We start from the raw sequence: 25326 nt of genomic DNA, 5'->3' as shown, positions 1-25326 counted from the left end.
GCTAGACCTTGAATTCCCCGCCCAGCTTTTTCTTGACGGGCGCGTTCTTCAGCCGCACATATTGCGGCAGGCCGTTTTTGTACGGCGGATAATCCTCCCCCTGGATGAGAGGCTCGAGATAGGTACGACACTTGCGGGTGATGCCAAAACCGTCCTCGGTGATATAGTCCTCCGGCATCTTCTTCTCGACATTGGCGACATCCGCCAGGTTGGCGACCCCGAGCTCCCACTTGTACGGGCGATTGGCCTTGCGAACGATGATGGGCATGACCGCGTTGTGTCCTTTCACGGCGAGCTCCACGGCGCGCCGGCCCAACGCATAGGCCTGCTCGACATCGGTCTGGGAGGCGATGTGGCGCGCGGCGCGCTGCAGATAGTCGGCAACCGCCCAGTGGTACTTGTACCCGAGTTTGTTCTTTATAAGCTGCGCGATCACCGGCGCCACACCCCCCAGTTGCGCATGGCCGAACGCATCCTTTAGGCCGCTCTCGGCCAGGAATTTCCCGTCCTTGCCTTTGACCCCCTCGGAGACCACGATGGCGCAATAGCCATGGGCCTTGACAACCTTGTCGACGCGCGCGAGAAACGCCGCCTCGTCGAACACCCGCTCGGGAAACAGAATGATGTGCGGGGCGTCCCCCGCCTTCTCGGCCGCCAAGCCACCGGCCGCCGCGATCCAACCGGCATGGCGCCCCATGACCTCCATCACGAAGATCTTGGTCGACGTCTTGGCCATGCTCGCGACATCGAATGCCGCCTCACGGATGGATACCGCTACGTATTTGGCCACCGAGCCGAACCCCGGAGAACAATCCGTGAACGGCAAATCGTTGTCCACGGTCTTCGGCACCCCGACGCACACGATCGGGTAGCCCAGGCGTTCCCCGATCTGGGAGACCTTATGGGCGGTGTCCTGGGAATCGCCGCCGCCGTTGTAGAAGAAGTAGCCGATATCATGGGCCCGGAACACGTCGATGAGCCGCTCGTACTGGGCCTTGTTTTCCTCCAAACCCTTCAGCTTATAGCGGCATGAGCCGAAGGCACCGGCCGGGGTATGGCGCAGGGCGCGTATGGCCTCGACCGACTCCTTGCTGGTATCGATCAAGTCCTCGGTCAGGGCCCCTATGATCCCATTGCGGCCGGCGTAGACCTTGCCAATCTTCGCTTTATACCGGCGCGCCGTCTCTATGACCCCGCAGGCGGAGGCGTTGATGACGGCGGTCACGCCACCTGACTGGGCATAAAACGCGTTCTTGGGCTTTGCCATGACTGTCTTTGTGCTCCTAGGACTGGATGAAAGGGAAAAGACATTGGATTCGGTATCAGGTATTCGGGCGGGGCGGTGAGTCGCGGCGGCTTTCGTGATCGGCCTGCAGCTGTAACAGGTGGGTTACGCACTCCCCGATGTCGTCATAGACGTCCCGGCCGGTCCCGTAATGCTCATTGGGACCGTAAAAGAACTGGCACCGGTAACGCCCCTCGCCGACCTTGAAAACAACGAAATTGGCGGCCCGTTCGGACCAGAAGATCGTGGGACAAATGGCCAGGGCGGTCGACTCGGGGTCGAGCCGCAGCTCACTGTCGGCGAGCTCCAAGGCCACCGCCTTACCGTAGCGCTCCGTCAGCGCCGAGCGCGCCACCCAGAGTTCGGTATCATTAAAGTCCGGTATTCCCGACATCGAGAACTCCCTCCGGAGACGAGACCCTGCGGGGGCCCCGCAAAATGCCGTAAGCGTAGCGCAAAAGCGTCCGTAATACAGGATGTGTCGCAGATTTTTTTTATCCCCGTCTTCATCCCCTAAAAACATTGACGTCAAGGGATGCAGCGGGTAGCTTACGATATGGGACGGCCCTGCTCAGGGAAAACATATAAAAAACCTCTACTAGGTCAATTCAAAACCAAAGCGAGACAACCATGCGAATCGTGCTATTGGGAGCGCCGGGCTCCGGAAAAGGGACGCAATCGAAACTGCTGGTCGAAAAGTACAAGATCCCCCAAATCTCCACGGGTGACCTCCTCCGAGCGGCCGTCACGGCCGGGACCGAACTTGGCAAACGGGCCAAGGCGGCCATGGACCAGGGCCAGCTCGTAAGCGATGAGATCGTGCTTGGTATGATCCAGGACAGGTTGAGTCAACCCGACGCAAAAAACGGCTTCATCCTCGACGGTTTCCCCCGCAACAACCCACAAGCACAAGCCCTTGACTCTCTGCTCGCCCGCCTGGGCCAGCCTCTGCAGCTTGCGCTCCTCGTCGACGTCAATACCGAGGTCCTTTTAAAGCGCCTGACGGGACGGCGCACCTGCGCCAAGTGCGGCCAGATGTATAACGTCTATTTTCAGCCGCCCAAGGTTCCGGGGCGTTGCGACAAGTGCGGGGGGGAGCTGCAGCAGCGGTCCGACGACAACGAAGAGACGATCCGCAAGCGCCTCGAGATCTACGAGCAGCAGACCGCTCCGCTCATCACCTACTACAAGAGTCAGAATAAGCTGCGCCGCGTCGTCGGCGAGGGCGATGTCCAGGAGATATTCCGCACGGTGGTGGCGATCATCGAGGGCCATATCCACCCCCTCGCCACGTTGCGGCCGGCCATGACGGCACCGGCGCCCGCCAAGCCGAAGGGGCCATCCGTGAAGCCGCAGGCGGCAAGCCCCGCGCGAAACGAGGCCGCTTTGCAAAGTGCGGCCCAGGCCAAGAAGGCCGCTCCGAAGAAGAAGGCCCCGGCCAAGAAGGCCGCCCCGAAGAAGGCGGTAGTCAAGCAGGCCGCCTCAAAGAAGGCCGCTCCGAAGAAGGCCGCCGTCAAGAAGACCGTACCCAAGAAGGCGGCTGTGAAGAAGACCTCGGCCAAGAAGATCGCGCCCAAGAAGAAGGCCCCGGCCAAGAAGGCCGCCCCGAAGAAGAAGGGCGCCCCGAAGAAGGTCGCACCCAAAAAGGCGGCTGTGAAGAAGAAGGCCGCCGTCAAGGGTCGTCGCTAGAAATCCCGGCAAACGGGCTCCCTGGAGTCCGTTTGCCGTTCAGGCGGCGAACCCCTTCCCGGAAAACCCAAAGCGCGCTAGTCTGGCGCCATGTCATTCGATAATAGTCGTGCCCCGTTCCCCGCGACCCGCATGCGGCGTATTCGCCGGCAGAGATTTTCTCGTGATCTCGTGCGCGAGCACTCATTAACGGCATCCCACCTCATCATGCCCGCGTTTGTTCTTGAAGGCCGGGATCGGAGTGAGGACATAGCGGCGCTACCGGGCATCCAGCGACTGTCCGTCGACCGCCTGGTGAGTGCGGCAAGGACATGGGCCGCGGACGGCATTGCGGCGATTGCCTTGTTTCCCGTCGTGCCCCGGGAGAAAAAATCAGCCCAGGCGGAGGAGGCCTTCAATCCGGAGGGGCTTGCGCAAACCGCGGTGCGCGCCCTGAAAGCGGCCCTCCCCGGTCTGGGGGTCATTACGGATGTCGCCCTCGATCCGTTCACCATCCATGGGCAGGACGGCGTTATCGACGAATCCGGCTACGTCATGAACGACGAGACCACGGAGATCCTGGTCCGCCAGGCCCTGAGCCACGCCCATGCGGGCGCCGACATCGTGGCGCCCTCCGACATGATGGACGGCAGGGTGGGGGCCATTCGCATGGCCCTCGAGGCCGAGGGCTTCCGCCATACCCAGATTCTGGCCTACGCGGCCAAATACGCCTCGGCCTTTTACGGGCCCTTCCGGGACGCCGTGGGGTCAGGCGAGGCGCTCGGCCAAGCGGACAAATCGACCTATCAGATGGACCCGGCCAACGGCAACGAGGCGCTTCACGAGGTGGCGATGGATCTCGCGGAAGGGGCGGACATGGTGATGGTAAAGCCCGGCCTCCCCTACCTCGACGTCATATACCGCATCAAGGAGACATTCCGGGTGCCGACCCTGGCCTACCATGTCAGCGGGGAATACGCCATGCTGAAGGCCGCCGTGGCAAATGGCTGGCTCGACGAGCGCAAGGTCGTCTGGGAGTCCTTGATCGCCTTGCGCCGGGCGGGGGCGGACGGCATATTGACCTATTACGCGGCCACCGTCGCCCGCTGGCTGCGCGAACGCACCCAACCCTAGAGGGGGCGCGAATCCGTGGCGCCGAGGATCTCGGTCTCGATCTGCTCCAGGCTCGTGTGGCGCACGTCCTTGCCCTTCACGAGATAAATGACGTACTCGCAAATGTTACGGGCGTGATCGCCGATACGCTCGAGCGCGCGCATCGCCCATATCACATTCAGGACGCGCGAAATCGTCCGCGGATCCTCCATCATGAAGGTGATCATCTGGCGCATCAGGCCGTCATATTCCTTGTCCACCTGACGGTCTTCGCGCGCGACGCGTACCGCCGCCCCCATGTCGAGGCGCGCGAACGCATCCAAGGCGTCATGCACCATCTGCCGGACATGGTTCCCTAACGACTGGACCTCCACGTATCCATCCTTGGGGCGTTCCTCGGCCGCCAGACGCACCGCCATGCGCCCGATCTTCTCCGCCTCGTCTCCAATCCGCTCCAGGTCGGTGATCGTCTTGACCACCGCCATCACCAGACGCAGATCGCTCGCGGTCGGCTGACGCCGGGCAATGATCTGATTGCACTCCTCGTCGATGGTCACATCCATCTTGTTGACCTTGTAGTCGTTCTTTATGACTTCGTCGCCAAGGACAGAGTCGCCCTTCACCAAGGCCGCCATGGCATCGACGATCTGCTGTTCGACAAGGCCGCCCATGTGGAGCACGCGTGTGCGGATTTCCTCAAGCTCGGTGTTGTAGCGGCGCGAGATGTGCGGATTGATATGAGGCTCCATGGTCACTCCTGGCTTTATCAGCCGTAACGCCCGGTAATGTAGTCCTCTGTCTGCTTGGACATCGGGTTGGTGAAGATGGCATTCGTGTCGTTGAACTCGACGACCCGACCCAGGTACATAAAGGCAGTATAGTCGGAAACGCGCGCCGCTTGCTGCATATTATGGGTCACGATCACGATCGTATAATTCTGCTTCAGCTCGTAGATGAGTTCCTCGATTTTCAAGGTCGATATCGGGTCAAGGGCCGATGCCGGCTCGTCTAGCAACAGAACCTCGGGCTTTAGGGCCACGGCGCGCGCCATGCACAGGCGCTGCTGCTGACCCCCCGACAGGCTCATGCCGCTTTGCCCAAGCTTCGCGCTCACCTCGTCCCACAGGGCCACTTGGCGCAAGGCCTCCTCGACGCGGTCATCCAGCTCGGCCTTCGGGAGGCGTTCGTAGAGCCGGATACCGAACGCCACATTCTCGTAGATGGACATGGGGAAGGGTGTCGGTTTCTGAAACACCATCCCGATGCGCGAGCGCAGGCGGTAGAGGTCCTCGCCGGGCAACAACACATTGCGGTCGTCGAGCCAGATCTCGCCCGTGGCCCTCTGGTCGGGATAGAGCTCATACATGCGGTTGAAAGTGCGCAACAAGGTCGACTTGCCGCAACCAGACGGCCCGATGAACGCCGTCACCATATTTGTGGCTACAGCGAGGTTGATATCGTGAAGGGCGGCCTCCTTCCCGTAATAGAAGTGCAAGTTCCGGATCGTGATCTTGGTGGCGTTCTGCGCGGGTTCCATCGGTAGGGATCCTGCCCGTTCTTCAGCGTGTGGATGCGACTCCCAAGGGGCGGGGCGCTGGCCCCATTATGCCACAGCTCTTCCAGGAGTCGGCACGATGGGCGCGGCGGCACCAGGGCACGCGGGCCGCCATCGCCCCCGTGCCCTGGGCGATGGCGGCTAGAAGTCGTACTCGAGCATCAGCCGGTTGTAGACAAAACGGTGGACGACCGGCAGGTTGTGCGCGATGCCGACGCGATCGCGGATCGAGAGCCCCTTCAAGGGGCCGCTTAGGAAGTAGGTCAGATCCAGATCCGCCTCGTTGGTGCGCGCCGAGGCGTAACCACTATAGAGGGTATTGAAGTAATCCGCGAAGCTCGCGATCAGGCGGACCTTGTGTTGGAGCAGGAAGGCCGTGGCCGAGATCTTGACGGCGTGACCGGTAGTCTTGCGGTCGATCATGCCCTGGATCATGGAGGTGGTATACAGGGGGTCGGTGGCGTAGCCGGTCGTGTACGGCGAGACCACGTCGCCGTTTCCGAAGGCCCCGGCATGGGCCGGCAGATCGTCGTACCCCAGGCTGAGCTCATCTCCGGCACGCTTGACCCCGACTACCGCGCCATACACCGTGGCGTTGACCGGGCCCAGATATTGCGGTCCGGAGCCGGTCTCGCGCACCACCTGGGCACCGACGAAGGGCGTGAGGCCGGCCACGCCAGGCAGCGCGTAAGAACCCTGGGCATAGGCCATCTTGGCGAGGTCATAGAATTGATAACCCCACACCGCAGCCTTCAGGCCGCTGGCGTCGTAATCGGCACCGACAGCGGCCGCTCCGGTTTCCCGACGGCCGGCGAGACCGCCCGTACCGCCGATATTGAAGGTGCCCGTCGAGTTGTAAAGGTCTGTGCGCGAAAACTCATCGGACGTCCGGCTCTTGAAGCGCGTGATGCGCATGGCCGAGATCGTAAGCCCCGTCATCGGCCGCACGGCCGCCAGCAACGCCTGGTAGGTGGCGGGGATCATGCGCGAGTCGGAGGCATTGATCCAGGGATTGGCGATGGACTGGTCGCCGGCGCGCACCAAGACCCGGCGATTGTCATATTGGACAAAGGCTTGGCCGAGCGTATTGATCCCGTCGTAACCCGCGAGCGTGCCGTCCACCAGGGCATGGTTGGCGTTATTCAGGCCGAGGTTGTGCGCGGTATAGAAGCTAAGCCCCGCCGAGAAGCCGTAGACCGACCCGCTCAAGACATTGAGCGCACCACCCAGGGCGAAGGCCTGCTGGCCGGCCACCGGCCCGCTATAGTGACGCGTGAAGTCATAGGCGCGGATATCGCCGTTGACCTTCATGCCCCCGAAAAAGCCCTTGCCAGCATGGGCATCGCCGGCACCGACGCAGATCAGCACGGCACCCGCGAGCGCCGCCCGAGAAATGTGCTTCATACTCCCCCCTCGTTTAAGTAAAGGGCCCGGTCGATCCCGCAGCCGGAGTCGACCGTGCCGTCCCCGGCATCGTAGGGACACTATATGACAGATTCCTTACAGCAGTCGCCATATTGACATAAAGTACGAAGCGGGCCGGCCCGCTGCCAGGATAGCGACCGCGATCAGGGCGCCCCAAGGGACGGCCGCACCTGTGCGCGCATGCGCGCACAGGCATTCCTCCTGGCCGCCGGGCGCGGACGATCCAGGCCAGCCAGGGTATCGGTGACGGCGCCGTGGGCACAGCCCTTTGACCAAACCCTCCGTGTGCCACCACCTGCGACTGCCGAAGATGTCTTTAAGGCCCTTTGCGAAACGCCCAGGCCCGCCCGAGACCCTGCGGCCCAAAACGCCCGATACCCGTCTAGCCCCTACATCCCCAAAGAGGCGATGCATCGCTCCTTGAGCGTGCAACCATATTGGCTCGTAAATAATCGCTCTTTACTTCTCGGAAACGGATCATCGACCGAAATGGCCTCGCAGATTTTGCCCCTGTCACGCGACATCACGACAATCTTCTGGCTCAAATACATGGCCTCCTCCACGTCGTGCGTCACAAAAATCACCGTCACCTTGGTCTCCCGCCAGATTTCCATGAGACTATTTTGTAATGTCGCCCTCATCTGCGCATCGAGCGCCCCGAATGGCTCGTCCATAAGCAAGACCGAAGGCGCATTGGCAAGCGCCCGGGCGATCTCGGCGCGGTGTTGCATTCCGCCAGACAGCATCTTCGGATAGTAGTCGTCGTAGCCAGAAAGGCCGACCATTTCGATATATCTCCCGGCGATCCGATTGGCCTCCTCTTTCGACACGCCCCTCTGCATGGGTCCAAAACGGACGTTCTCCACGACAGTCTTCCACGGAAACAAGGTGTGTTGTTGAAATACGATGCCCAATTCCGCCGCCGGTCCGGTTATCTCACACCCATCCAAGAGTATCTGGCCGGAAAGCGGTCTGTAATGCCCGCCTATGGCGTTCAGGAGGGTGCTCTTTCCGCAGCCAGAAGATCCAATAATGGACGTAAACGAGCCGCTCTCGCACTTTAGGCTAAAGTCCTCTACGATCGGCTTCACAAAACCGAATCTCCTGAAGCCCAGCGTCAAGCTCTTGACGTCTATATTCCCAATATGCCTCATGAGTCCCTCCTTTCATGGGCGCCCGATCTTAGTCCGCCCAGGGAACCATCTTGCGTTTCAGCCAGTAAATGGACCCCGTGCTCACACTACTCAAAAGTCCTATGGTAAGCATGCCGACGATGATGTTTCCGTATTGTATGAGCTGATAGGACTCCCATGTGAAATAGCCGATGCCGTAGCGGCCACTGATCATCTCGCCGGCGAGGAGCGCAAACCACGCCCCACCCATGCCAAGCGCCATGCCGACCGTGATGTTGGGGACCGCGTAAGGCATGACCACGTGAAGCATGACGCCCACCCTGTTGGCGCCCAAGGACCGCGCCGCCTTTACGAGCTCGCTCGGCACGCGGCGCACGCCATCCCAGGTATTTAGAACGATCGGGAAGACCGCGCCCAAAAACGTGATGAATATGATGCTCTGCTCAGTGGTTGGCCAAGCCAGGATGGCCATGGGGACCCAAGCGATCGCGGGTATCGGCCGCGTCAACTCGATATAGGGCGCTATGATAAGCCGCATGAAGGTGCTATAGCCCATCGCGACCCCCGCGGCCACACCCACTATCGTCGCCAGACCAAAGGCAATCAGGATCCGGTACATGCTCCAAAAAATGTCGCGCCAGAATATCTTGGTTACGACCACGGCCATGAACGCATGAAAGACCGCGACAGGCGTTGGTATGTTCGAGAAGTCCAGGATGAACCTCACGTGCGACTCGGTCAGCCACTGCCATAAAGCCAAGCCCGCTATCATGGACAGCAGGGGAATGAGGCCGGCCTTCCAGCCGGTCTCCCTTATCACTGACTTGGCCTTCCTGAACATGGCGGCGATCCCGATAGGTTTTTCCTGACCATGGCGGCGTGCTTCCTTCACACCATCAGAGACACTAGTCGGCGCTGGTCTAGGCATGATCTCGCTCATAAAATCCTCCGACTTTCTCGCTGTCATCCGCACGATCACAAAAACAGGCCGCGAGCCTGCTTTCCTCGCGGCCCATGATGGCCCTAGACCTTGGCCAGGATCTGCTCATAGGTGTAAACGGAGCCCTTGGGGGTCGCCTTCTTGGCGCCGGACTCCGTCATATAGGCTACGACTTTGCCCCCGTCCATCGTATAGAAGGCATAGTTTCCAAAGAGCTTCAGGCCCGTGTCATGGTCATACACATAGAGCGCGTTTATCATCTCGTGTTTCGCGTCTGCGGTCTTGGCCGCAAGCAGCATGCTCTTTACGCTGCCGTATTTATAAATGCCTTTGCCACGCAGCCAGAGCTCGGGCTTCATGCCGATATTGGACTTGGGGCTGTAAGGCGCGCCCAGGACCTTCTCGTAAGGTATCCCCATTTGCTGGTAAGCCGTCTTCAGGTAGCCGGTCTTTACCCACTTCTTCATATTGAGCGGCGGGATATCAGCGTATTTGGCCAAGATGGAATGATCGTAGTTCAAGGTGCTTACCCACTTGGGCGTGATCGCGGGATTCAATGTGAGGTAGCCGCCGTGACTGAAATAAAGGTAAAGCACTTCTTTTGGTATCATGGTCCACTTCGACAGCATCTTGCTGGCCTTGTAGGGATTTTCCGCAATCCAACGATCAGCGGCTATGACCGCCTTTACATAGGCCACGACGACCTGAGGGTATTTCTTCGCAAAAGACGAGGTGACGACCGCTCCGTGCAGGTAGGGGACATGGGTCGATGCGCCGTTATAGATCATGCGCCCCACGTGCTTGTATTCCATATACTCCGATATGGGACAGAAATCGGCGTGCGCTGCGATCTTATGGGCGGTAATGGCGGCAATGCCGGCCATGGGACTTTGGTTTACGATATGCAGTTTTGAAATCGGGATGTGCTCGTCAGCCGCCATTTCGTAGAGCATCCCCCACGACGAACTCCCCACCGGGGTCGATATGTCCTTTCCTTCGAGCTCTCTGACATTCCTGATAGGAGAATTGACGGGTACGTCTATGCCGTTGCCCGCGCCGTCCAGGTTATAGCCCGTCATGGTTATGAGATAAGACCGCTTGGACGGCGTCTGCTGAAACTTGGCGCCATTGACCACAAGTGGGTAATCCCCCATGGTGCCGAAGTCCAACTTACCGGCCATCATCATATTTGTTATAGGTGCCCCTGAGCTGTAATTGCGCCAGACAATCCTATATTTCACGTGCGCGTACTTCCCCGTATGCGGGAGGTATTTATCGAGGAGCTTCAGGCCCTTTATGGCACTACCAGCCGGGTAGGTATCCGTGCACATGCTTTGATAGCCGATGCTTATGGTTATGGTCTTTGCAAGGGCAGCGGAGCCAAGGCAGAGCCCGCAAAGGGCAAGGCTTAATGTAGTGCGCGACATTGGCGATCCCCATCATATTGGAACGAGTACCTACACGCAGAGCAATAAGCGTACCAGCGTCAGTAATCGGCAATTTTATTGAAATACCCACGTTACTGCGTGGTTGCGCGAAAGCCCTTGCCGCAAAGACGCGCACCAACGCAGAGCGCGCGGGTATCCCATGCCTCGCACTGGTGCGAAGCAATCGCTCCCGTCCTGATCGTTGGGCCTCGTCCACACTCATCCCCGGGGATGGCCTTGTGGTTGCGTGCAACTCAGGCAGCCCGGCTTCGTTAGGCCGTTTGTTTTTTCGCGTGCCCAAAGGCCATGCTCAAGAGATGTCATGGCGCATGATGGAGGTGCTTTGATCAACCCGAGGTCATGAACGGCGCTTTAACGGCACCTCGCGAGCACAACCTTTCTCCGCCGTGGCGTAATGCCCGGCGCGGCCCGCCTCTTCCTGGGCGAGCGCGCGGCCTGGACCGGTGCGATAGGGGGGCGACATGCGGGCGACACCGGGCGTCATGGGTCTTTATAGAGGGGTGGGCTGCCAGTCTTTTCTAGGAATAATGAGGCCTATGGTAAACCCGCAAGGCTAGGGGCATGGCCTTTGGGAAAACTCATGGGCGCAACAATCTTGGACAAATAGACGGCGGAAGGCAGGGGCGCGGCGTCAAGGGGCCGGGGTCTTCCAGGCAGCTCCGGGCCGCCCGGACCGCAATCGGCATCAACCCCCTCGTGGTCCGAAGGATAAGGCCCCTGGCCGCTTCAAAACGTTTTGGGAACGTAGGCCCTGGACTCGCGCCATCTTTTCAGGGTCGCAAGCCGCAGGCGCATGTAAAGACGCTGGCCGCGATTTGCGTTCCGCGCCACCAATAGCTCGTCGACCTTTTTTTGCATGTCGCGAAGCGTCGCCTTACCATCCCGGAAAGACGACCCGTCGTGGCAATAGCTGCAATAATGGGGATGGACCTTGGGTTTCTTGTCGTAGAAAAGGGGCATGCCGCAACTCTGACACCGATTACGCTCGTTTCTCAGTATCTTCATCGCGCCCTTCATGATATTCGTCTCGCTTATCATAAATATGCCTCAACCGTGGTTTTGCTGTCGTATATGGTCTAGCCATTGGCTCGATATCTGATCCAGAAGACGATTTTGGGTCTGTCTTGCCGTGAGATGATCAAGGTCCACGCAGGCCAGAGGCTGATCCTGGCCGGCGCACGAGAAGACCGCCTTCGTCCGTTGCCCGGTGTCGGGGTCGATGTGCCATTGCAGGCACTGCGCGCACACCCCCTTCATCATGCATTGCATGGGGCTACCGACCGTGGCCGTCACCTCGATGTTCGGAGCAAAATAGTGCGTAAGATCGCCCTTCAAGGCACGTTGAAAGGCCTTGAGCAGGCTGGTCGAGCCCATGACCATGAGACGGTCGACCGCGGAAAGGGCGATGCCCGACCCATCCTTGGGTCCCACGGCGCCATCACCATAAGCCTTGAGCAGGGCGACCATGTCGCTTGCGCTTTCGGCACAATCCTGCGGCCGCCGCGCGAGGATCCGCGAGCCGCTTCCCGTACACCAGATGATTTGATCGGCGGCGGCCTCGAGCTCGTCTTGATAATCCAACTCGTTTGCGCGGGAGAGCGCCGCGACATACAAGACGCGGTTGCCGGCGGCCCGCAAGGCGGGCCCTATATCCAGCATCACAGCCGCCCCCCAGCGGCCGGCTATTACGAGAATGGTCTGGCCCTTGGGGATGTCGGTCGGCGCCCCGGTGGGCCCCATGAGAACCAGGGGATCACCCGGCTTCAGGCGCCCGACGAGCCTTTGCCCGGTTCCCCACTGCAAAACGAGAAGCCTGATTGCATCACCTACCACGCCCGCGCCGCTTACCGTCAGCACCGGGATCTGTAAGCGGGTGTCGCGCTCGATGGGACTTGTGGCCTCGAATGTCTGCAGTCGAAAGAACTGGCCGGGCCGAAAGTTACGCGCGGCAAGCGGCGCCTGTACCCAGAGCTCGACTACGCCCGGCCGACTGCAATCGACCGCTTGCACGCGCGCGGTCAGGGCCTGCGCGAGGCCTTCCTGAAAGGTCGCGAGATCATCCTTGCGCGGGACTTGCCCCTCCATGACCGCCATCACCTGCGGGTAGGCGAACTTCGCCGAGGCAATGGCCTTGACGACGCTCCCATGAAAGACCGGGTGCGTGTCGCCTATGAAGCTCACGCGCCGAGACCCCTTGGTATACGAGGTGAAAGGGCCCGGGTTCGGGGCCTTGATGTGGGCTGACACGGGCACCTCCCGCAGCCCGTCCGCGCCGGCGACATGGGTCTTGAAGTGCGTGCCATCGAGCGCAAAGGTCCCCGGGTATTCCCGTTCATAGATGGTATTGGGAACCGTGCCGGCGGCGATGAAGACGGCGCGCGCAGGCAAACTGACTTCGGGACAGTCCTGGCCGCTTTCATCGGTCGGCGCGCCCATGCGCTTAAAGATCATGCTCTTGACATGGCCATAACCATCGGTCTCGGCCCGTAGCGGCTCCAGGCACTCGGCGTAGCTTAGGCCCTCTTGCATGGCCTTGATGAGTTCCTCGTGATTTCGGGTGTAGGCCGGCGATTCTGTCATGGCCTTGCGGTAGACCAGGGTGACCCCGCCGAAGGACCGTAAGAGCGGCGCGAAGTCCGGCGCCTCGCCGGCTTTGGCTGCGCGCAATCGCTCCTCTCGTATGAGCCTGCCATGCTCAAGAAATTCGTCCCGTATCTGTCTATCCTCGAGGCCAAGGCCTGCCTCTAGCTTCTCGCCACAGCCCCCCACCTTCATGGCCTCGTGACGGGCATAGACCTTCTCGACCTGACGGACGTAGTAAGCCTGGACCTCGGTTGCGGTATCGACCGCCGTAAGCCCACCGCCAATGACCACCGCCGGAAGACGCAGCTGCAGGTTGGCAAGACTGGTCTTTTTTCCCGCACCCGTGAGTTGCAAGGCCATAAGAAAGTCGCTTGCCTGACGGATGCCGCGGGCCAAACCCTCACCCATGGCCACGGTCCGCGGCAAGCCCGCGCCGGTGGCAATGCAGACATGGTCGAATCCGAACGCCCACGCGTCATCCAGGGTCATGGTCCCCCCGAGCCGCACGCCGCCAAAGAGCTGAAAGCGCTCGCGGCGCGCAAGGCTTACGTATATGAGCTTCAGAAAATTCTTATCCCAGCGTACCGTGATCCCATATTCGGCGACCCCGCCGAACCCCAAGAGGACGCGCTCATCGAGGTCTTCTTGCATGGCCTGAAAATCGCGCACGGGCCCTTCGATCAAGGTCGCCGCGAGCGGTTCGATCTTGAGCCCGTCTATGGCCACCACCGCGCAACCTTCCTGGGTGAGATAATGGGCCATGGTAAAGCCGGCCGGCCCAAGGCCCGCCACGAGGACCTTGCGGCCCTTATAGGGCTTGGGCAGATACCCTTGATCGCGCAGCGGGTTCCAGCGCGTGAAGAGGTCATAGATCTCGACCCCCCAAGGCAGATTCAAGACATCGGTCAAGACCGAGGTCTCCACCGCCGGGATATTGACCGCATCCTGTTTTTGATAAACGCAGGACTTCACGCAGTCATTGCAGATGCGATGACCCGTGGCCGGTATCATGGGATTATCCACCATGGCCATGGCCAGAGCCGCGACGCCCAGGCCGTCCCGCTTCAATAGCTGCATCTCGGAGATCTTTTCACCCAACGGACAACCGGCCAGGACGCCGCCGAAGGCGTCGACCTTGAATGCGTCGCCTGGAACCCCCTTTTTCTCGGGGAAGCCCTTGGAACAAAAGTCCCCCTCGTGATCGTGACAATAAAGGCAATAATGCACCTCGGCTTGCACCGCGCGCGCGTCCATGCGGGTGTCCGTCAGGTGAAATCCATCGCGCCTGCGAAGCGTGGAGTCGGGGGCCCTTTGGACTAAGAGCCCGTCATTTGTCATGACGTGGTTCAACGGCACCAGCCGCGAGGGGTCGATATGTTGCGGCAGACGAAAGCTTTGCCAGCCAGACACCATGTCGGCGGCGTCAGGTTCGGTGAGGCACAAGGCGCACAGGCGGGTCAGGCGCGCAATCTCTTCGGCCCACCTCGTTTCGTCCACAAGCCAGCCCATGCCGAGGCGCGCCGTGGCCCACTCCTGGTCTTTTGTCGCAAACCCCTCTTTTGCGAGCACGGTTTTAAGCCAGGCCTTCAGTTCGCCAAACTCAAGTCCTTCCTCGCCCCGGTAGCGCCTTGCGCGGCGCAGCACGAACTCTTTTTTAAAGGCCATGATCACATCATGGCTGCGCGTTTGCGCCGCCAATGCCTCGACCTCGGCCTCTATGCCAAAAAGACGCGCCACGAAACCCTCGAAATGACGGGCAATGGCAAGCCGAAGCGTGCTTTGCACGGGCAAAGACCAGTCCCCCAGGCCCGATCGCCACTCTCGGAGCCGGGACTTAAGATCCGCATCGCGCGCCCCAAGATACTTCAGAAAATCGTCATCCAGGCGCAAAAGACCGGAATCACTGCGGATATCGGCATAGTCGTAGCCGTCTGCAAGCTCCAGGGGGGCCGAGAGCCCGGTGTCGCTCTCGCGCCTGACGGCCCTTATTTCGTCCATCGGACCGAGTCCTCCACGAGCAAGAGCGCTCTTTTATGGGCACGACCGTCCCACTGATCGGCATCCGGCAAGGGCGGCTTCTTTTCGGTGACGACCGGCCACTCCTGAGCCAGCCTCGCATTGATGGCGAGATATTCCTGGTGTTCATCCGGCAGGTCCCCGTCTTTGAAGATGGCCGAGGCCGGGCATTCCGGTTCGCACAAGGTGCAATCGATGCACGCGACGGGATCGATCACGAGGAAGTTCGGGCCCTCGTGGAAACAATCGACGGGGCACACCGCAACGCAGTCCATATACTTGCATTGGATACAATTATCGGTCACGACAAAGGTCACATCACACTCCTTCTAGGCCATCTCGATCTTGGCAATCGCCCAGGACGCGAGCTTCTTCACATCCGGATCCCTATCCTTGAGCGCCTCCCGAAGCCAGGGGAGCGCGCGCGCATCCCCGATCTCGCCCAGGCAAAGGGCGGCCTCTTTGCGAACATTGCTCACGGAATAAGAAAGCATCTCGGCCGCGGCCCCCATCCCCTCCTTGTAGCGGATACGCCCCAAGGCGGTCAGGATCTTGGCCATCACTTGCCAGTAGGTCTCTGTGCCCAAGGCGCCCACGAGCGCGGGTCCGGCCTCGATGGCTTTTAGCTTGGCGATGGTAGCCGCCGCCTCCTCCCTCACCTGCCAGGCGGTGTCCTTGAGCCCGCGGACCAAGGCCCCGACAGTCTCCGCCGTCGACCGGTAGCCGAGCGCGCCCATGGCGGTGCGCCTGACCTCATGACTGGGATCAGTAAGGGCGGCGCCGGCCAGGTTTTGCAGGTAAGCCGGGTCCTGTAGGTAGCCCAAGACCCCGCTGCTCTCGATACGCACCTGCACGGACTCATCGGAAAGCCCGGAAAGCGCGTAGGGCGCGGCGCCGGCGATCCTGAGCGGTCTTACCGCCCGCAGCACCGCGGCCCGCACAAAGGCCTGGTCGGAGGAAATGTAGTCCTCATAGAGGTCTTGCAAGCCCTCTTCATTGCACTCAGCCAAGGTCTCCGCCGCCGCCTTTCGCACGAGCTCGTCTTCGTCATAAAGTAGCTTCAAAAGGGGCGGCAGCATGTGCGGCCCCGGAATCTCGGCTATCGCCCGCGCGGCCTCGGCGCGCACGACGCCGTCGGTATCCTCAAAACCCTCGAGGATGACAGCGATAGCCTCGGGTTCATCAAGTTCGATGGCATTCATTACCGCCAAACGTCGCGTATCGGCATCGCGACTTTGCGTGGCCTCCTTAGCTTCCATGGCATCCTCCAATGATCAATGGCTCGGTGAAGCGCCGTGCGCGCATATCCTTACTTCAGGAGATAGGGTATTTCGACGGTCACGGCATGGGTCGGACAATCGACCTCGCAGGGGGTGCAGTACCAGCACTCGTCGTACTGCATCAAGGCGACGCCACGCTCTTTATCGATGACCAAGACATCCAGCGGACAGACGTCGACACACACGGTGCAGCCCTTGGCCGCAATGCACTTCTCCGGATCTATGCTGACCGGGACCTTGACCTTCAAATTTGTCGTTGGCATGAGATTCCCCACATCGTGTGATTTAAGCGATGTCTTTTGCGAGCACGCGCAGCCTGTCGTAGGCATGCTTTTCCGTAGCCTCGGGCTCGTAGACATAGGGCTCGATCGGCAGCCTCTTGCAGGTCTTTTCGCCGTTTTCGTCCTGATAGAGCTGGACGTGGCAGAACCAGTCCGCATCGTTTTTTTCGGGGTGGTCGACCCGATAGTGATAAAGGCCCCACCGACTCTCCGTCCGGTACAAGGAGGCGGTGGCCGCCATTTCTGCGCAGTCCAGGATGTCAAACACCTCCAAGGCCCGCAAAAGGTTGTGCGGGCAATCGGCTGAGAGCTCGGATAGATCCTCGCGCACCTCGGCAAACCGTCGCAGCGCGATCTCCATCTTTCTCGTCACCTTCGGCGGCTGGAGGTAGTCGTTGACAAGCCGCCTGATCTTGAATTCGGCCTGGTAGGGGGTGATCCCGCCTGAGCGCTCGAGCGGCGCGCGGATGCGGCCTAACTCCCGATCCACATAGCCCTTGTCGTACTGACCGAAAGACACCTCCTTGCAATAACGCGCGGCGCCGACGCCCGCGATCTCACCGTAGACGAACGCACCCAACATATAGTTGTGCGGTACGCAGGCGACGTCCCCGGCCGCGTACAGGCCCGCTATCGTGGTCTCGGCATGCTCGTTCACCCAAATGCCGGACGCACTGTGGCCGCTGCAAAGACCGATCTCCGAGATATGCATCTCGATCATGTCTTTGCGGTAATCCGTCCCACGATTGGCATGAAACCGGCCACGGCTTGGTCGCTCATTGGTATGAAGGATGTTTTCAATCGTGGTGATTGTCTCTTCGGCCAAGTGATTGACTTTGAGGAATACGGGACCATTTCCGCCCTGTAATTCCTTGAAGAACTCCAGCATCATCTGGCCGCTCCAGTAATCGCACTCGATAAAGCGCTCACCGCGCGAATTAGCCGTGTAGCCGCCAAGCGGACCGGTCACATAGGCGCAGGCAGGCCCGTTGTAGTCCTTTATGAGCGGATTTATCTGGTAACACTCTATGCCCGACAACTCAGCCCCCGCATGAAAGGCCATGGCGTGGCCGTCGCCCGCATTCGTCGGGTTTTCGTAGGTCCCGAAAAGATAGCCTGAAGACGGGAGGCCCAAGCGTCCCGCGGCCCCCGTGCAGAGGATGACCGCCTTGGCCTTGATTATGGTGATCTCGGCCGTTCTCGTATCGACCGCCATGACGCCCACGACCCGCCTCGCATCATCGACCAATATCCGCGTCACCTTGTAGCGGTTGGTGATCTCCACCCGATTTTTCCTGAGCTGGCGGTAGAGTATCCGTTTGACGTGATGGCCCTCTGGCATGGGGAGGACATAGTTGCCGAGGTGATGGACCTTTTTGACGGCGAATTCCCCGGTATCGTCCTTTTCGAACTTGACACCCCATTTATCCAGCCGCTGTATCATCTGGAAGCTATTGGTCGCATACGCCAATATGGCTCTTTGGTTTACGATTCCGTCGTTGGCTATGGTGATCTCGCGCACGTATTGCTCCGGCGTCGAATGGCCAGGAATGATGGCGTTATTGAGGCCATCCATTCCCATGGAGATCGCGCCACTGCGTTTGACGTTGGCCTTTTCTATCAGCAATACCGATAGCGATGGGTCGGATTCTTTTGCTCGTATGGCTGCCATGGGCCCGGCGGTACCACCGCCTACCACGAGCACATCCACTTGTCGTTCCTGTACGTTCACATCCATCATCTTTTCCTCGCATGCCGCTCAAGGGTGATCCGATATTTCAAGGCGTCCGCCCTGCAATAGAGATGCTCATAATCGATGGGCACGTCATTTTCGGTATAGGTAAGGCGCTCGAGTTTTAATATCGGGGAACCCTCCTCGACCTTTAAGATCCGCGCTATGGTTTCATCCGCCAAGACCGCCTCGATCTGCAGGTCGGCCTTACCAAGCGGCGTTCCAAACTTGTTCTCGAGGAGCGAAAAGATGTCCTTGGACGAGAGGTCCTCCATAAGCAAGGCCTTTCCTATGTGGCTTGGCACATAGGTCACATCCAAAGATACGGGTTCGCGATTCAAGTAACGCACCCGCCTTAACTCCATGATGTTCGAGATGTCGATGTTGAGCTTCTCGGAGGCGACCTTGTTATCGGTGCTGTCCTTGGACGCGATGATGGCCGAAAAGGTCTCGTAGCCCTTAGCGACCATGGCTTCACCAAAGCCCTGCAAGGACACGAGGTCCTGCGTGGCTTTGGGGCGTGACACAAAGGAACCCTTACCGGGGATCTTAAAGATGAGGCCTTCTGTCTGAAGGTCTCTCAGCGCCTGGCGGACCGTGGTGCGGCTGACATGAAAGAGCTGGATCATCTCGCTTTCGGACGGCATCTGCGCATGCGGCGCGTAGGTGCCGTTCAAGATATCGGACCGAAGCCGCTCTTTGAGCTGGAGATAGAGCGGTCGTATGGCGGTGACGTTCGAATCATCGGATTTCACTGAGCTCATGCCTGGCGTTCCCTTTTGAGACGGGCCTATTGGTACAGGTAGCAATAGTCATGCCGTCTCGCGTCTGCGCTTGTATGCAAAATAAAGCCGATAAAACCGCGCGAAAGCGAAGGCGGCCCGAAGGAAGGGGCCCTGGTACTGCCATAATGTTGGGCAGTGGTGCAAGAACGTGCGCGTAGGTGGTGCAAACCGGCCACAGGCCGTGAGATCGGCGCGAAACAATCCTTGCGGGCCCGCGGCCACCCGCCTGGCCCTACACCCATTGCCGGCCGAACGGCTGGCATTGCCGCCCGCATGGGTGGTCCCGCGGGCTACACGCCCCCGCGACGCACCACGGCGCGCCGCGAATGAAGGAAGGGGCGTCGAGCTCGCCCGGCATTTTTGCGGGTGTTGAGTCACGACTCGAACCCATAGAGCCCCGCGCACCCGATCCCACCCGCCCGGTGTTCCTCAGCTGCGCATGGTGGGCCACACAAGGGCGCGGCCGGCAGGATCGCCACAACGGGTCGACGAAAGGCCTGCCGGCCATCTATGTCTACCCCCTCGCACCTGGTTTCCGCAGGCGCATGGGCGGGGACCGGAACGAGGGCCGGGGCGCGCTATCGGTATCGGACGGTGTGGTGGGGGAGACCTGGGCGCAAGTGCCGGATCGCGCCTTTAGTGGCGTCGGCGAGGGGCAATGCGCGAAGGTCAAGGCCTATTACCGTCTGATCGATGAGCCCGAGGAATCGGCGGTCACGATGTCCGGCATCCTGGCAGCCCATCGCGAACGGACCGTGCGCCCATGATGGGCACAGGTGGTGCTGTGTGGGCAGGATGGCAGCGATCTCACCCGAGGCGGTGAGGGCGGCCATGGGTCCCGCCGTGCCGCCCCCCATGAGCAGGACGTCGGGCATGATCTCGGATACATTCATGACACACCTCCGCCATGGGCACCGCGTCGTTCGATACGCAACCGATAGCGCCACTGATCTCCCCGGCAATAGAGATGCTCGTAGTCGAGCGGTCGGCCGTCGCGATCAAAGGTGAGCCGATCCATGCGCAGGATCGGGGACCCCGGGGGAATCTCCAGGGCGCGAGCGGCATCGACATCGGCGGCGGCGGCCCCGATGTCGAGCTCGGCGTGTCCCAGGGGGCATTGCAGGTCGTTTTCGAGGATCGCGAAGATATCGCGTGTCCCGAGGTCATGGGCGAGCAGCGCCTCGGCAGTGGCCTCGCGAAAATACGAGATATCGAGCGATACCGGGGCGCCGTCCAGATAGCGCACCCGGCGGATCTCGCCCACGCGCCCGGGCGGGGCGATTTGGAGGTGTGCGCGCAGGGTGTCGTCGGGGGCAAAAAATCGTGATCCCAGGAGACGTGACGAGGCAACGTGACCCGACTCCCGCACGGCCTCGCCCAGACCCTGAAGCACAGTGAGCGACTGCGAGACCTGGGGGCGCGACACATAGCTACCCTTGCCCTGGACCTTGAACACCAAGCCCTCCTGGCAGAGCTGGCTTACGGCCTGACGGGCCGTTACGCGGCTGACCGAAAAGCGCTTCATGAGTTCGCTTTCCGAAGGCATCCGGTCAAAGATGGCGTACGAGCCGTCGAGGATGCGCGCGCGCAGCGCCTCCTTGATCTGGGTATAGAGCGGTGCGGGCAGGGAGGATGAGGGAAGGGACGCGGTATCGTGCATGATGTGAGCCCAAGAAACCTGTTAAGACAGGCCCTAGCAAGCCCCGTGCCACGCCCTTTATCCCGGAAACATGGGCGTTTGGCAACGGCCGCCCCCGGATGCGCGCCTGATTCCGGTGCACGGCGGCTCGTTTGTGCCTCATGTCAGGCGCGGCACGTGCCCCCCGGCGCCTCGGAACCGTCGAGCCGGGCCAGGAGGCGCATGCCTCCCACCAACCCGTCCACGCGTGAGACGATATCGGCATCCGTGGGCGACGTGGATAATGGCCAGTGCGCATGCCGGCAGCCGGGAGGAAGGTGCGGGCACGCCTCTAAGGCCGCCCGGTCCAGCGTCACCAGAAGGTCGCATGCCGATGGGACCGCACCGGCCGGGCAAGAACAGGCCTCCACCCAATCGGCGCCCCGCGCCAGGGCGATGCGTGCCGCGCGTTCGGCGAGCGCCGGCGAGGATGACGCAAAGGCAAGGCGCGCGCGACGCTTATACATGGCGGCCGATGGGCGGCATGGGTAAGCTCAGGGGAAGTTGTAGATGAGGTTCAAGGTCGTGAACGTCGAGGTGGGCTTGAAGCCCGCCGGCGCGCTCGTATAGTGATCGACGATCTCCGAGAGCTTCAATGCGAGCTTTCGGCTTATGGGCGCGGTAAGCCCGGTGCTCGATGTGAGAAGCGTGCCGGTGGTCGCGCCTAGAACCGCCAAACGTTGGCTGAATACACTTTTTTTGCTGAGCCGCCACTGATAATCGGCCGCCACGCGTAGCACCGGGACATCATTGTGGGCGCCCGTGAAGTAGGTGTTCTGGCGAAGGCCGGCACCCGCGTCGACCTTGAAGCGCATGGGACCATGACGCAAGAACCGGTGGCCGGCACCCGCCGACTCGACCTCATAGTGGCGGTACCCGTCGAAGGGATTGCGGACATAGTTCAGGGCCACGAGGAGGAAGTTTTCCTTCTCGCCACTGAAATAATGCGACGCCTTCAGGTCGAGCGCGAGCCGATTGGCGTTTACCAGTCCGAGGCTTGCCGCGTAGTCGTAGCTCAACCGCCCCGCATAGCGCCACAGGCCGCGCTCGTAGCGCACATGATCATTGGTGTCCAGGGTCCGCGTGTTGCTGGTTCCGGTGGTGGCCTCATAGCCGAGCCCGACCTGGGCACTCAAGGCATGCTTGGGGGTGGGGGTCGTGGCCGCGGCACGGGCATGGCCCGGCCCGAAGAGGGCGCACGCAAGCACGATAAAGACGCGCCGGGGACTCATCCGGGATGCCGGGCCGATGTCGTATGCGCACCAATGGACACCTTGGAGGGTGGCGCGCGGCCGGGCACGGCGCATGGGCCTAATCCCGCGCCACGGGGCCGGGCTTAAGCGGCCCACCCTCGTCTTCGCCACCCACCACGCCCGCGCGCAGCTGGGCGGACAGCAATACCGTGGATTTGACCGGCAGGGGCAGGCGACGGACATATTTCTGGAAAAACAGGTTGTTGGGGATAAGGACCGTGCTGCCGTGAGACTCCTCGACCTCGGTGTACATGAGATTGCTGTCAAGGACCTTGCCTTTGATGCCATCCGGCAGGACCTCTATGTGCTGACCAAGCTGATACGGCCGCCAAATCAGCATGAAGAACGTGGCGGTGATGTTACTCAGTATGGTCCAGACCGCGACCATGCCGACCCCGAGGACCGCCAGGAATCCCGTGAAGGTATCGAGCACGCCGCTTACCGGGAAGCCGGCGATGCGCAAGACGACAAGTACGAGAAGGACGTAGAGAAGGACCGTGACGAAGCGCCCGATCGCATGCAGGGTTCCTGCCGAAAACAGGCTGTTGCGCTGCAAGAGCACGAGCGCCCGGTACAGGCCGCGCTTCAGGTAGCGCAGGACAAAAAGTCCGCCGACCAACACCAGGAATGGTTTCCAGAGGTTGACGAGGACGCGGTGAGACGATGGCACGCTTAGCAGCATCGCACCATTATACCGTGGGCGGCGGAGGCGGCGAGGGGCTGGGAGGGAACTTAAGTCGGCTTGACGGAAACACGCAGGTAAATGTGCTGCCTTGCCCAAGAACGCTCTCGACGACCAGCCGCGCATCGTGACGCAACAGGACCTTGGCGACGATCGCCAGACCAAGGCCCGTGCCCCCCGAGGCCCGCGAGCGATCGCTGTCGACGCGATAAAAGCGTTGCGTGAGAAATGGGATGTGGCGCTCGGCGATACCCTCGCCGCTGTCGGCCACCGCAAACCGTCCTTCACTGGCGTCCGCCCGCCAGACGAGGCGTATCGATCCGCCGGCCGGGGTATGGCGCACTGCGTTTTGCACGAGGTTCGTGAAGGCGCTGCGCAATTCCTCGACGTTTCCCACGAGATCCGCGCCGCAATTCTCGACCTCTATGTGCTGACCGCGATCCGCGCCAAGCACCGTGGCGATGTCGGCGAGGCCCTTCAAAAGCGCGCCCATGCCGACGACCTCGTCGTGGGCGCGCGCGGGCGTGGTCTCGAGCCGTGAGAGCGCCAGCAGATCGTCGACGAGACGGCGCATGCGCTCGACCTGTTCGCGCATGAGCGCGATGCCCGAGCGCACCTCGCCGTCCTGGTCCTCGAAGAGGTCCGCGAAGGTCTCAAGAAAACCCTGCAGGACCGTAAGCGGCGTGCGCAGTTCGTGCGAGACATCGGCCACGAAGTGTTGGCGCATGTCCTCGAGCCGCTTGACGTGGGTGATGTCCCGGGCCATGACGAGCCTCTCGTTCGCCCCGAATGGGATGATCTGGAGGGTCACCGCCATCGGCTCGACCGGTCCATTCAGGATCAATGGCTCGCGGTAGTCTCCGGCCGCGAGATAGGCGCCAAACGCCGGGTCGCGGATCAGGTGCACGATACGCGCGCCCGTATCCCGCTCGATGCGCAGGCCGAGCAGGCGCTCGGCCGGGGGGTTGGCCCACTCTATGACGTCATGACGGGCCAGGACGACCATGGCATCGGGCATCACGCTCGCGGCCGCCTGCAGGCGATCGAAAAGGCCCGTGAGGCGCTCCTTGTGTCGCTCGCTGTCGCGATCCTGCCTGTGAATCTCGCGTATGACCTCATCCCACAAACCGCCCAGTTCGGGGATGGGGGGCCGTCTCCCGCGCACGAGCCAGCGGTGCAGCCGGGCGAGCTTGCGCAACGACAGGGCGACCACGAGGCCGAGGCCCGCGGCCACACCGGCCAACGGAAAACCCGCCATCGCGGCACCCGCGCCGACGGCCGCCGTAATGGCCAGGGCCGTCCACAGTTCCCGGCGCAATTCCCGATGCAAGGCCTAGGGGTCCCCGGAGAACCGGTAGCCGACCCCCCTCACGGTCTGAATGTAGCGGTCATAACCGCTGGCGGTAAGGGCCTTGCGCAGGCGGCGGATATGGACATCGACAGTGCGCTCGTCGATATAGGTGTTGCTGCCCCACACGGCATCCAGGACGCGTTCACGGCTATGGACCCGCTCGGCGTGGGTCATGAAGAAATGCAACAACCGGAACTCGGTGGGGCCGAGAGTCAGGCGCTCGTCGTCGGCCAGGACCTTGTGCGTGGCCGGATCGAGCAGCAGGCCGCCCACCGCCACGATGTCATCGGAGGCCATGGGGGCGACACGCCGCAGCACCGCCCGAACCCGCGCTATGAGCTCCCGGGGGGAAAACGGCTTGGTCATGAAATCATCGGCCCCGGTATTGAGGGCGCGCACCTTGTCCTCCTCATCCACGCGGGCGGTCAGCATGATGATGGGGATATTCTGGGTAAGCCGCTCGCGGCGCAACCGTCGTGCATAATCGACCCCGTTCAGGCCTGGAAGCATCCAATCGAGGAGGATGAGATCCGGAAGGTCGGCGAGCACGCATGTCTGGGCCTCCGTGGCGTCCTGCGCCTCGGCGCAATGAAAATCGGCCTGCTTCAAGGCAAACCGAACCATGGCGCGAATCGCCGGCTCATCGTCGACAACAAGGATCTTTCCAGGCATGATGTCCTCCCTGTTGCCCATTCAACACAAGCAGTATGACGCTTTTGTGTCAGGCGCAACAGTGGCGCAAGGAGACGCCGGGCATGCGCAAGAATACGGTACGGCCGACCGATATCAAGCTACACCAGAAATCCCGCATCCTTGAGGTGACTTTCGCCGACGGAAGCCGATTCGAGTTCCCCGCCGAATACCTGCGCGTGTACTCGCCGTCCGCCGAGGTGCGCGGCCATGGCCCGGGGCAGGAGGTGCTGCAGGTCGGCAAGCAATCGGTCAACATCATTGCCATAGAGCCGGTCGGCACCTACGCGGTGCTGCTGCGCTTCGATGACGGCCACGACACGGGCATCTACTCCTGGGACCTGCTCTATAATCTGGGCATCCACCAGGACCGGCTGTGGCGCGAATATCTGAGCCGCCTGGAGCAGGCGGGACACGGACGGACGTGA

24 protein-coding genes and 1 pseudogene are annotated in these 25326 nt (G+C 61.2%); 4 read left to right on the top strand and 21 right to left on the bottom strand.

The window, feature by feature from the left end; all coding sequences use genetic code 11:
- Position 1: 1 nt before the first annotated feature.
- A complete protein-coding gene (locus C4901_RS01030) occupies positions 2 to 1267 on the bottom strand; it encodes a 6-phosphofructokinase (RefSeq protein WP_110135738.1) in 1266 nt (421 codons plus the stop codon).
- Positions 1268 to 1322: 55 nt separating this feature from the next.
- Positions 1323 to 1679: a hypothetical protein gene (locus C4901_RS01025; protein WP_110135737.1), complete on the bottom strand. Its 357-nt coding sequence runs from the start codon at positions 1677 to 1679 to the stop codon at positions 1323 to 1325.
- 236 nt (positions 1680 to 1915) lie between these two features.
- On the opposite strand from C4901_RS01025, the pseudogene C4901_RS19045 reads away from it, so the two are divergent.
- Positions 1916 to 2554 (top strand): annotated as a pseudogene (locus C4901_RS19045) (adenylate kinase); the annotation flags it as partial.
- 552 nt (positions 2555 to 3106) lie between these two features.
- Positions 3107 to 4087, top strand: a complete 981-nt coding sequence (gene hemB / locus C4901_RS01015) for a porphobilinogen synthase (RefSeq protein WP_240611804.1) — start codon at positions 3107 to 3109, stop codon at positions 4085 to 4087.
- Here the strand turns inward: hemB and phoU are convergent.
- From phoU to C4901_RS00950, 13 genes are all read right to left on the bottom strand, one after another.
- Positions 4084 to 4815: a phosphate signaling complex protein PhoU gene (gene phoU / locus C4901_RS01010; protein ID WP_110135734.1), complete on the bottom strand. Its 732-nt coding sequence runs from the start codon at positions 4813 to 4815 to the stop codon at positions 4084 to 4086. The genes hemB and phoU overlap by 4 nt on opposite strands.
- A gap of 17 nt (positions 4816 to 4832) precedes the next feature.
- Positions 4833 to 5603 (bottom strand): phosphate ABC transporter ATP-binding protein PstB, encoded by a 771-nt coding sequence (gene pstB / locus C4901_RS01005; protein ID WP_110135733.1) that lies wholly within the window; start codon positions 5601 to 5603, stop codon positions 4833 to 4835.
- A 159-nt stretch (positions 5604 to 5762) separates the two neighbouring features.
- Entirely contained in the window at positions 5763 to 7025 is a 1263-nt protein-coding gene (locus C4901_RS01000) for an OprD family outer membrane porin (protein ID WP_110135732.1), read from the bottom strand.
- A 410-nt stretch (positions 7026 to 7435) separates the two neighbouring features.
- The gene (locus C4901_RS00995) at positions 7436 to 8200 is read right to left on the bottom strand and encodes an ABC transporter ATP-binding protein (protein WP_110135731.1); all 765 of its coding nucleotides are present in this window, start codon (positions 8198 to 8200) and stop codon (positions 7436 to 7438) included.
- Between the two features lie 28 nt (positions 8201 to 8228).
- A complete protein-coding gene (locus tag C4901_RS00990; protein WP_205736117.1) occupies positions 8229 to 9020 on the bottom strand; it encodes an ABC transporter permease in 792 nt (263 codons plus the stop codon).
- Positions 9021 to 9202: 182 nt separating this feature from the next.
- Positions 9203 to 10546, bottom strand: a complete 1344-nt coding sequence (locus C4901_RS00985; RefSeq protein WP_110135730.1) for an ABC transporter substrate-binding protein — start codon at positions 10544 to 10546, stop codon at positions 9203 to 9205.
- A 747-nt stretch (positions 10547 to 11293) separates the two neighbouring features.
- Complete coding sequence (locus C4901_RS00980) at positions 11294 to 11605, bottom strand: zinc ribbon domain-containing protein (protein ID WP_205736116.1); 312 nt, start codon at positions 11603 to 11605, stop codon at positions 11294 to 11296.
- A gap of 9 nt (positions 11606 to 11614) precedes the next feature.
- Entirely contained in the window at positions 11615 to 15148 is a 3534-nt protein-coding gene (locus C4901_RS00975) for an FAD-dependent oxidoreductase (RefSeq protein ID WP_110135729.1), read from the bottom strand.
- Positions 15136 to 15483, bottom strand: coding sequence for a ferredoxin FdxA (fdxA, locus tag C4901_RS00970; RefSeq protein ID WP_110135728.1), 348 nt, complete (start codon positions 15481 to 15483; stop codon positions 15136 to 15138). The genes C4901_RS00975 and fdxA overlap by 13 nt, the downstream gene beginning before the upstream one ends.
- Before the next feature lie 12 nt (positions 15484 to 15495).
- The gene (locus C4901_RS00965) at positions 15496 to 16425 is read right to left on the bottom strand and encodes a HEAT repeat domain-containing protein (protein WP_145960576.1); all 930 of its coding nucleotides are present in this window, start codon (positions 16423 to 16425) and stop codon (positions 15496 to 15498) included.
- Positions 16426 to 16475: 50 nt separating this feature from the next.
- Positions 16476 to 16709, bottom strand: coding sequence for a ferredoxin family protein (locus tag C4901_RS00960; protein ID WP_110135726.1), 234 nt, complete (start codon positions 16707 to 16709; stop codon positions 16476 to 16478).
- Positions 16710 to 16731: 22 nt separating this feature from the next.
- Positions 16732 to 18465 carry a fumarate reductase/succinate dehydrogenase flavoprotein subunit gene (locus tag C4901_RS00955; protein WP_110135725.1) on the bottom strand — a complete coding sequence of 578 codons (1734 nt, stop codon included), beginning with the start codon at positions 18463 to 18465 and terminating at the stop codon, positions 16732 to 16734.
- Positions 18465 to 19223: a GntR family transcriptional regulator gene (locus C4901_RS00950; protein WP_110135724.1), complete on the bottom strand. Its 759-nt coding sequence runs from the start codon at positions 19221 to 19223 to the stop codon at positions 18465 to 18467. The genes C4901_RS00955 and C4901_RS00950 overlap by 1 nt, the downstream gene beginning before the upstream one ends.
- A 347-nt stretch (positions 19224 to 19570) precedes the next feature.
- Between C4901_RS00950 and C4901_RS00945 the strand changes: the two genes are divergently transcribed.
- On the top strand, positions 19571 to 20011 hold the full coding sequence (locus C4901_RS00945; protein WP_110135723.1) for a hypothetical protein: 441 nt from the start codon (positions 19571 to 19573) through the stop codon (positions 20009 to 20011).
- 122 nt (positions 20012 to 20133) lie between these two features.
- Here the strand turns inward: C4901_RS00945 and C4901_RS00940 are convergent, their stop codons facing one another.
- The 6 genes from C4901_RS00940 to phoB all read right to left on the bottom strand — a co-directional run bounded on the left by C4901_RS00940 (position 20134) and on the right by phoB (position 24880).
- On the bottom strand, positions 20134 to 20904 hold the full coding sequence (locus C4901_RS00940; protein WP_110135722.1) for a GntR family transcriptional regulator: 771 nt from the start codon (positions 20902 to 20904) through the stop codon (positions 20134 to 20136).
- A 143-nt stretch (positions 20905 to 21047) separates the two neighbouring features.
- Entirely contained in the window at positions 21048 to 21389 is a 342-nt protein-coding gene (locus C4901_RS00935; protein WP_110135721.1) for a hypothetical protein, read from the bottom strand.
- A gap of 27 nt (positions 21390 to 21416) precedes the next feature.
- The gene (locus C4901_RS00930; protein WP_168185465.1) at positions 21417 to 22154 is read right to left on the bottom strand and encodes a YdiY family protein; all 738 of its coding nucleotides are present in this window, start codon (positions 22152 to 22154) and stop codon (positions 21417 to 21419) included.
- Between the two features lie 79 nt (positions 22155 to 22233).
- A complete protein-coding gene (locus C4901_RS00925) occupies positions 22234 to 22857 on the bottom strand; it encodes a mechanosensitive ion channel family protein (RefSeq protein ID WP_168185464.1) in 624 nt (207 codons plus the stop codon).
- A 7-nt stretch (positions 22858 to 22864) separates the two neighbouring features.
- Positions 22865 to 24187, bottom strand: coding sequence for a phosphate regulon sensor histidine kinase PhoR (gene phoR, locus C4901_RS00920; RefSeq protein WP_110135718.1), 1323 nt, complete (start codon positions 24185 to 24187; stop codon positions 22865 to 22867).
- 3 nt (positions 24188 to 24190) lie between these two features.
- Positions 24191 to 24880, bottom strand: coding sequence for a phosphate regulon transcriptional regulator PhoB (phoB, locus tag C4901_RS00915; protein WP_110138461.1), 690 nt, complete (start codon positions 24878 to 24880; stop codon positions 24191 to 24193).
- Positions 24881 to 24963: 83 nt separating this feature from the next.
- Here phoB and C4901_RS00910 point away from each other — a divergent pair, with 83 nt between their 5' ends.
- Positions 24964 to 25326, top strand: coding sequence for a gamma-butyrobetaine hydroxylase-like domain-containing protein (locus tag C4901_RS00910; protein WP_110138460.1), 363 nt, complete (start codon positions 24964 to 24966; stop codon positions 25324 to 25326).

It is taken from the genome of Acidiferrobacter sp. SPIII_3 (genome assembly GCF_003184265.1).
Taxonomy (GTDB): domain Bacteria; phylum Pseudomonadota; class Gammaproteobacteria; order Acidiferrobacterales; family Acidiferrobacteraceae; genus Acidiferrobacter.
The sequence above is the reverse complement of the archived record's forward strand: the minus strand, read 5'-3'. Positions and strand labels throughout refer to the sequence as shown.

Bases quoted from the DNA above. Each gene is read 5' to 3' on its own strand.
- C4901_RS01030 (WP_110135738.1), bottom strand. From the start codon at position 1,267: ATGGCAAAGCCCAAGAACGCGTTTTATGCCCAGTCAGGTGGCGTGACC.
- C4901_RS01025 (WP_110135737.1), bottom strand. From the start codon at position 1,679: ATGTCGGGAATACCGGACTTTAATGATACCGAACTCTGGGTGGCGCGC.
- hemB (WP_240611804.1), top strand. From the start codon at position 3,107: ATGCGGCGTATTCGCCGGCAGAGATTTTCTCGTGATCTCGTGCGCGAG.
- phoU (WP_110135734.1), bottom strand. From the start codon at position 4,815: ATGGAGCCTCATATCAATCCGCACATCTCGCGCCGCTACAACACCGAG.
- pstB (WP_110135733.1), bottom strand. From the start codon at position 5,603: ATGGAACCCGCGCAGAACGCCACCAAGATCACGATCCGGAACTTGCAC.
- C4901_RS01000 (WP_110135732.1), bottom strand. From the start codon at position 7,025: ATGAAGCACATTTCTCGGGCGGCGCTCGCGGGTGCCGTGCTGATCTGC.
- C4901_RS00995 (WP_110135731.1), bottom strand. From the start codon at position 8,200: ATGAGGCATATTGGGAATATAGACGTCAAGAGCTTGACGCTGGGCTTC.
- C4901_RS00990 (WP_205736117.1), bottom strand. From the start codon at position 9,020: ATGTTCAGGAAGGCCAAGTCAGTGATAAGGGAGACCGGCTGGAAGGCC.
- C4901_RS00985 (WP_110135730.1), bottom strand. From the start codon at position 10,546: ATGTCGCGCACTACATTAAGCCTTGCCCTTTGCGGGCTCTGCCTTGGC.
- C4901_RS00980 (WP_205736116.1), bottom strand. From the start codon at position 11,605: ATGATAAGCGAGACGAATATCATGAAGGGCGCGATGAAGATACTGAGA.
- C4901_RS00975 (WP_110135729.1), bottom strand. From the start codon at position 15,148: ATGGACGAAATAAGGGCCGTCAGGCGCGAGAGCGACACCGGGCTCTCG.
- C4901_RS00965 (WP_145960576.1), bottom strand. From the start codon at position 16,425: ATGGAAGCTAAGGAGGCCACGCAAAGTCGCGATGCCGATACGCGACGT.
- C4901_RS00960 (WP_110135726.1), bottom strand. From the start codon at position 16,709: ATGCCAACGACAAATTTGAAGGTCAAGGTCCCGGTCAGCATAGATCCG.
- C4901_RS00955 (WP_110135725.1), bottom strand. From the start codon at position 18,465: ATGGATGTGAACGTACAGGAACGACAAGTGGATGTGCTCGTGGTAGGC.
- C4901_RS00950 (WP_110135724.1), bottom strand. From the start codon at position 19,223: ATGAGCTCAGTGAAATCCGATGATTCGAACGTCACCGCCATACGACCG.
- C4901_RS00945 (WP_110135723.1), top strand. From the start codon at position 19,571: ATGAAGGAAGGGGCGTCGAGCTCGCCCGGCATTTTTGCGGGTGTTGAG.
- C4901_RS00940 (WP_110135722.1), bottom strand. From the start codon at position 20,904: ATGCACGATACCGCGTCCCTTCCCTCATCCTCCCTGCCCGCACCGCTC.
- C4901_RS00935 (WP_110135721.1), bottom strand. From the start codon at position 21,389: ATGTATAAGCGTCGCGCGCGCCTTGCCTTTGCGTCATCCTCGCCGGCG.
- C4901_RS00930 (WP_168185465.1), bottom strand. From the start codon at position 22,154: ATGAGTCCCCGGCGCGTCTTTATCGTGCTTGCGTGCGCCCTCTTCGGG.
- C4901_RS00925 (WP_168185464.1), bottom strand. From the start codon at position 22,857: ATGCTGCTAAGCGTGCCATCGTCTCACCGCGTCCTCGTCAACCTCTGG.
- phoB (WP_110138461.1), bottom strand. From the start codon at position 24,880: ATGCCTGGAAAGATCCTTGTTGTCGACGATGAGCCGGCGATTCGCGCC.
- C4901_RS00910 (WP_110138460.1), top strand. From the start codon at position 24,964: ATGCGCAAGAATACGGTACGGCCGACCGATATCAAGCTACACCAGAAA.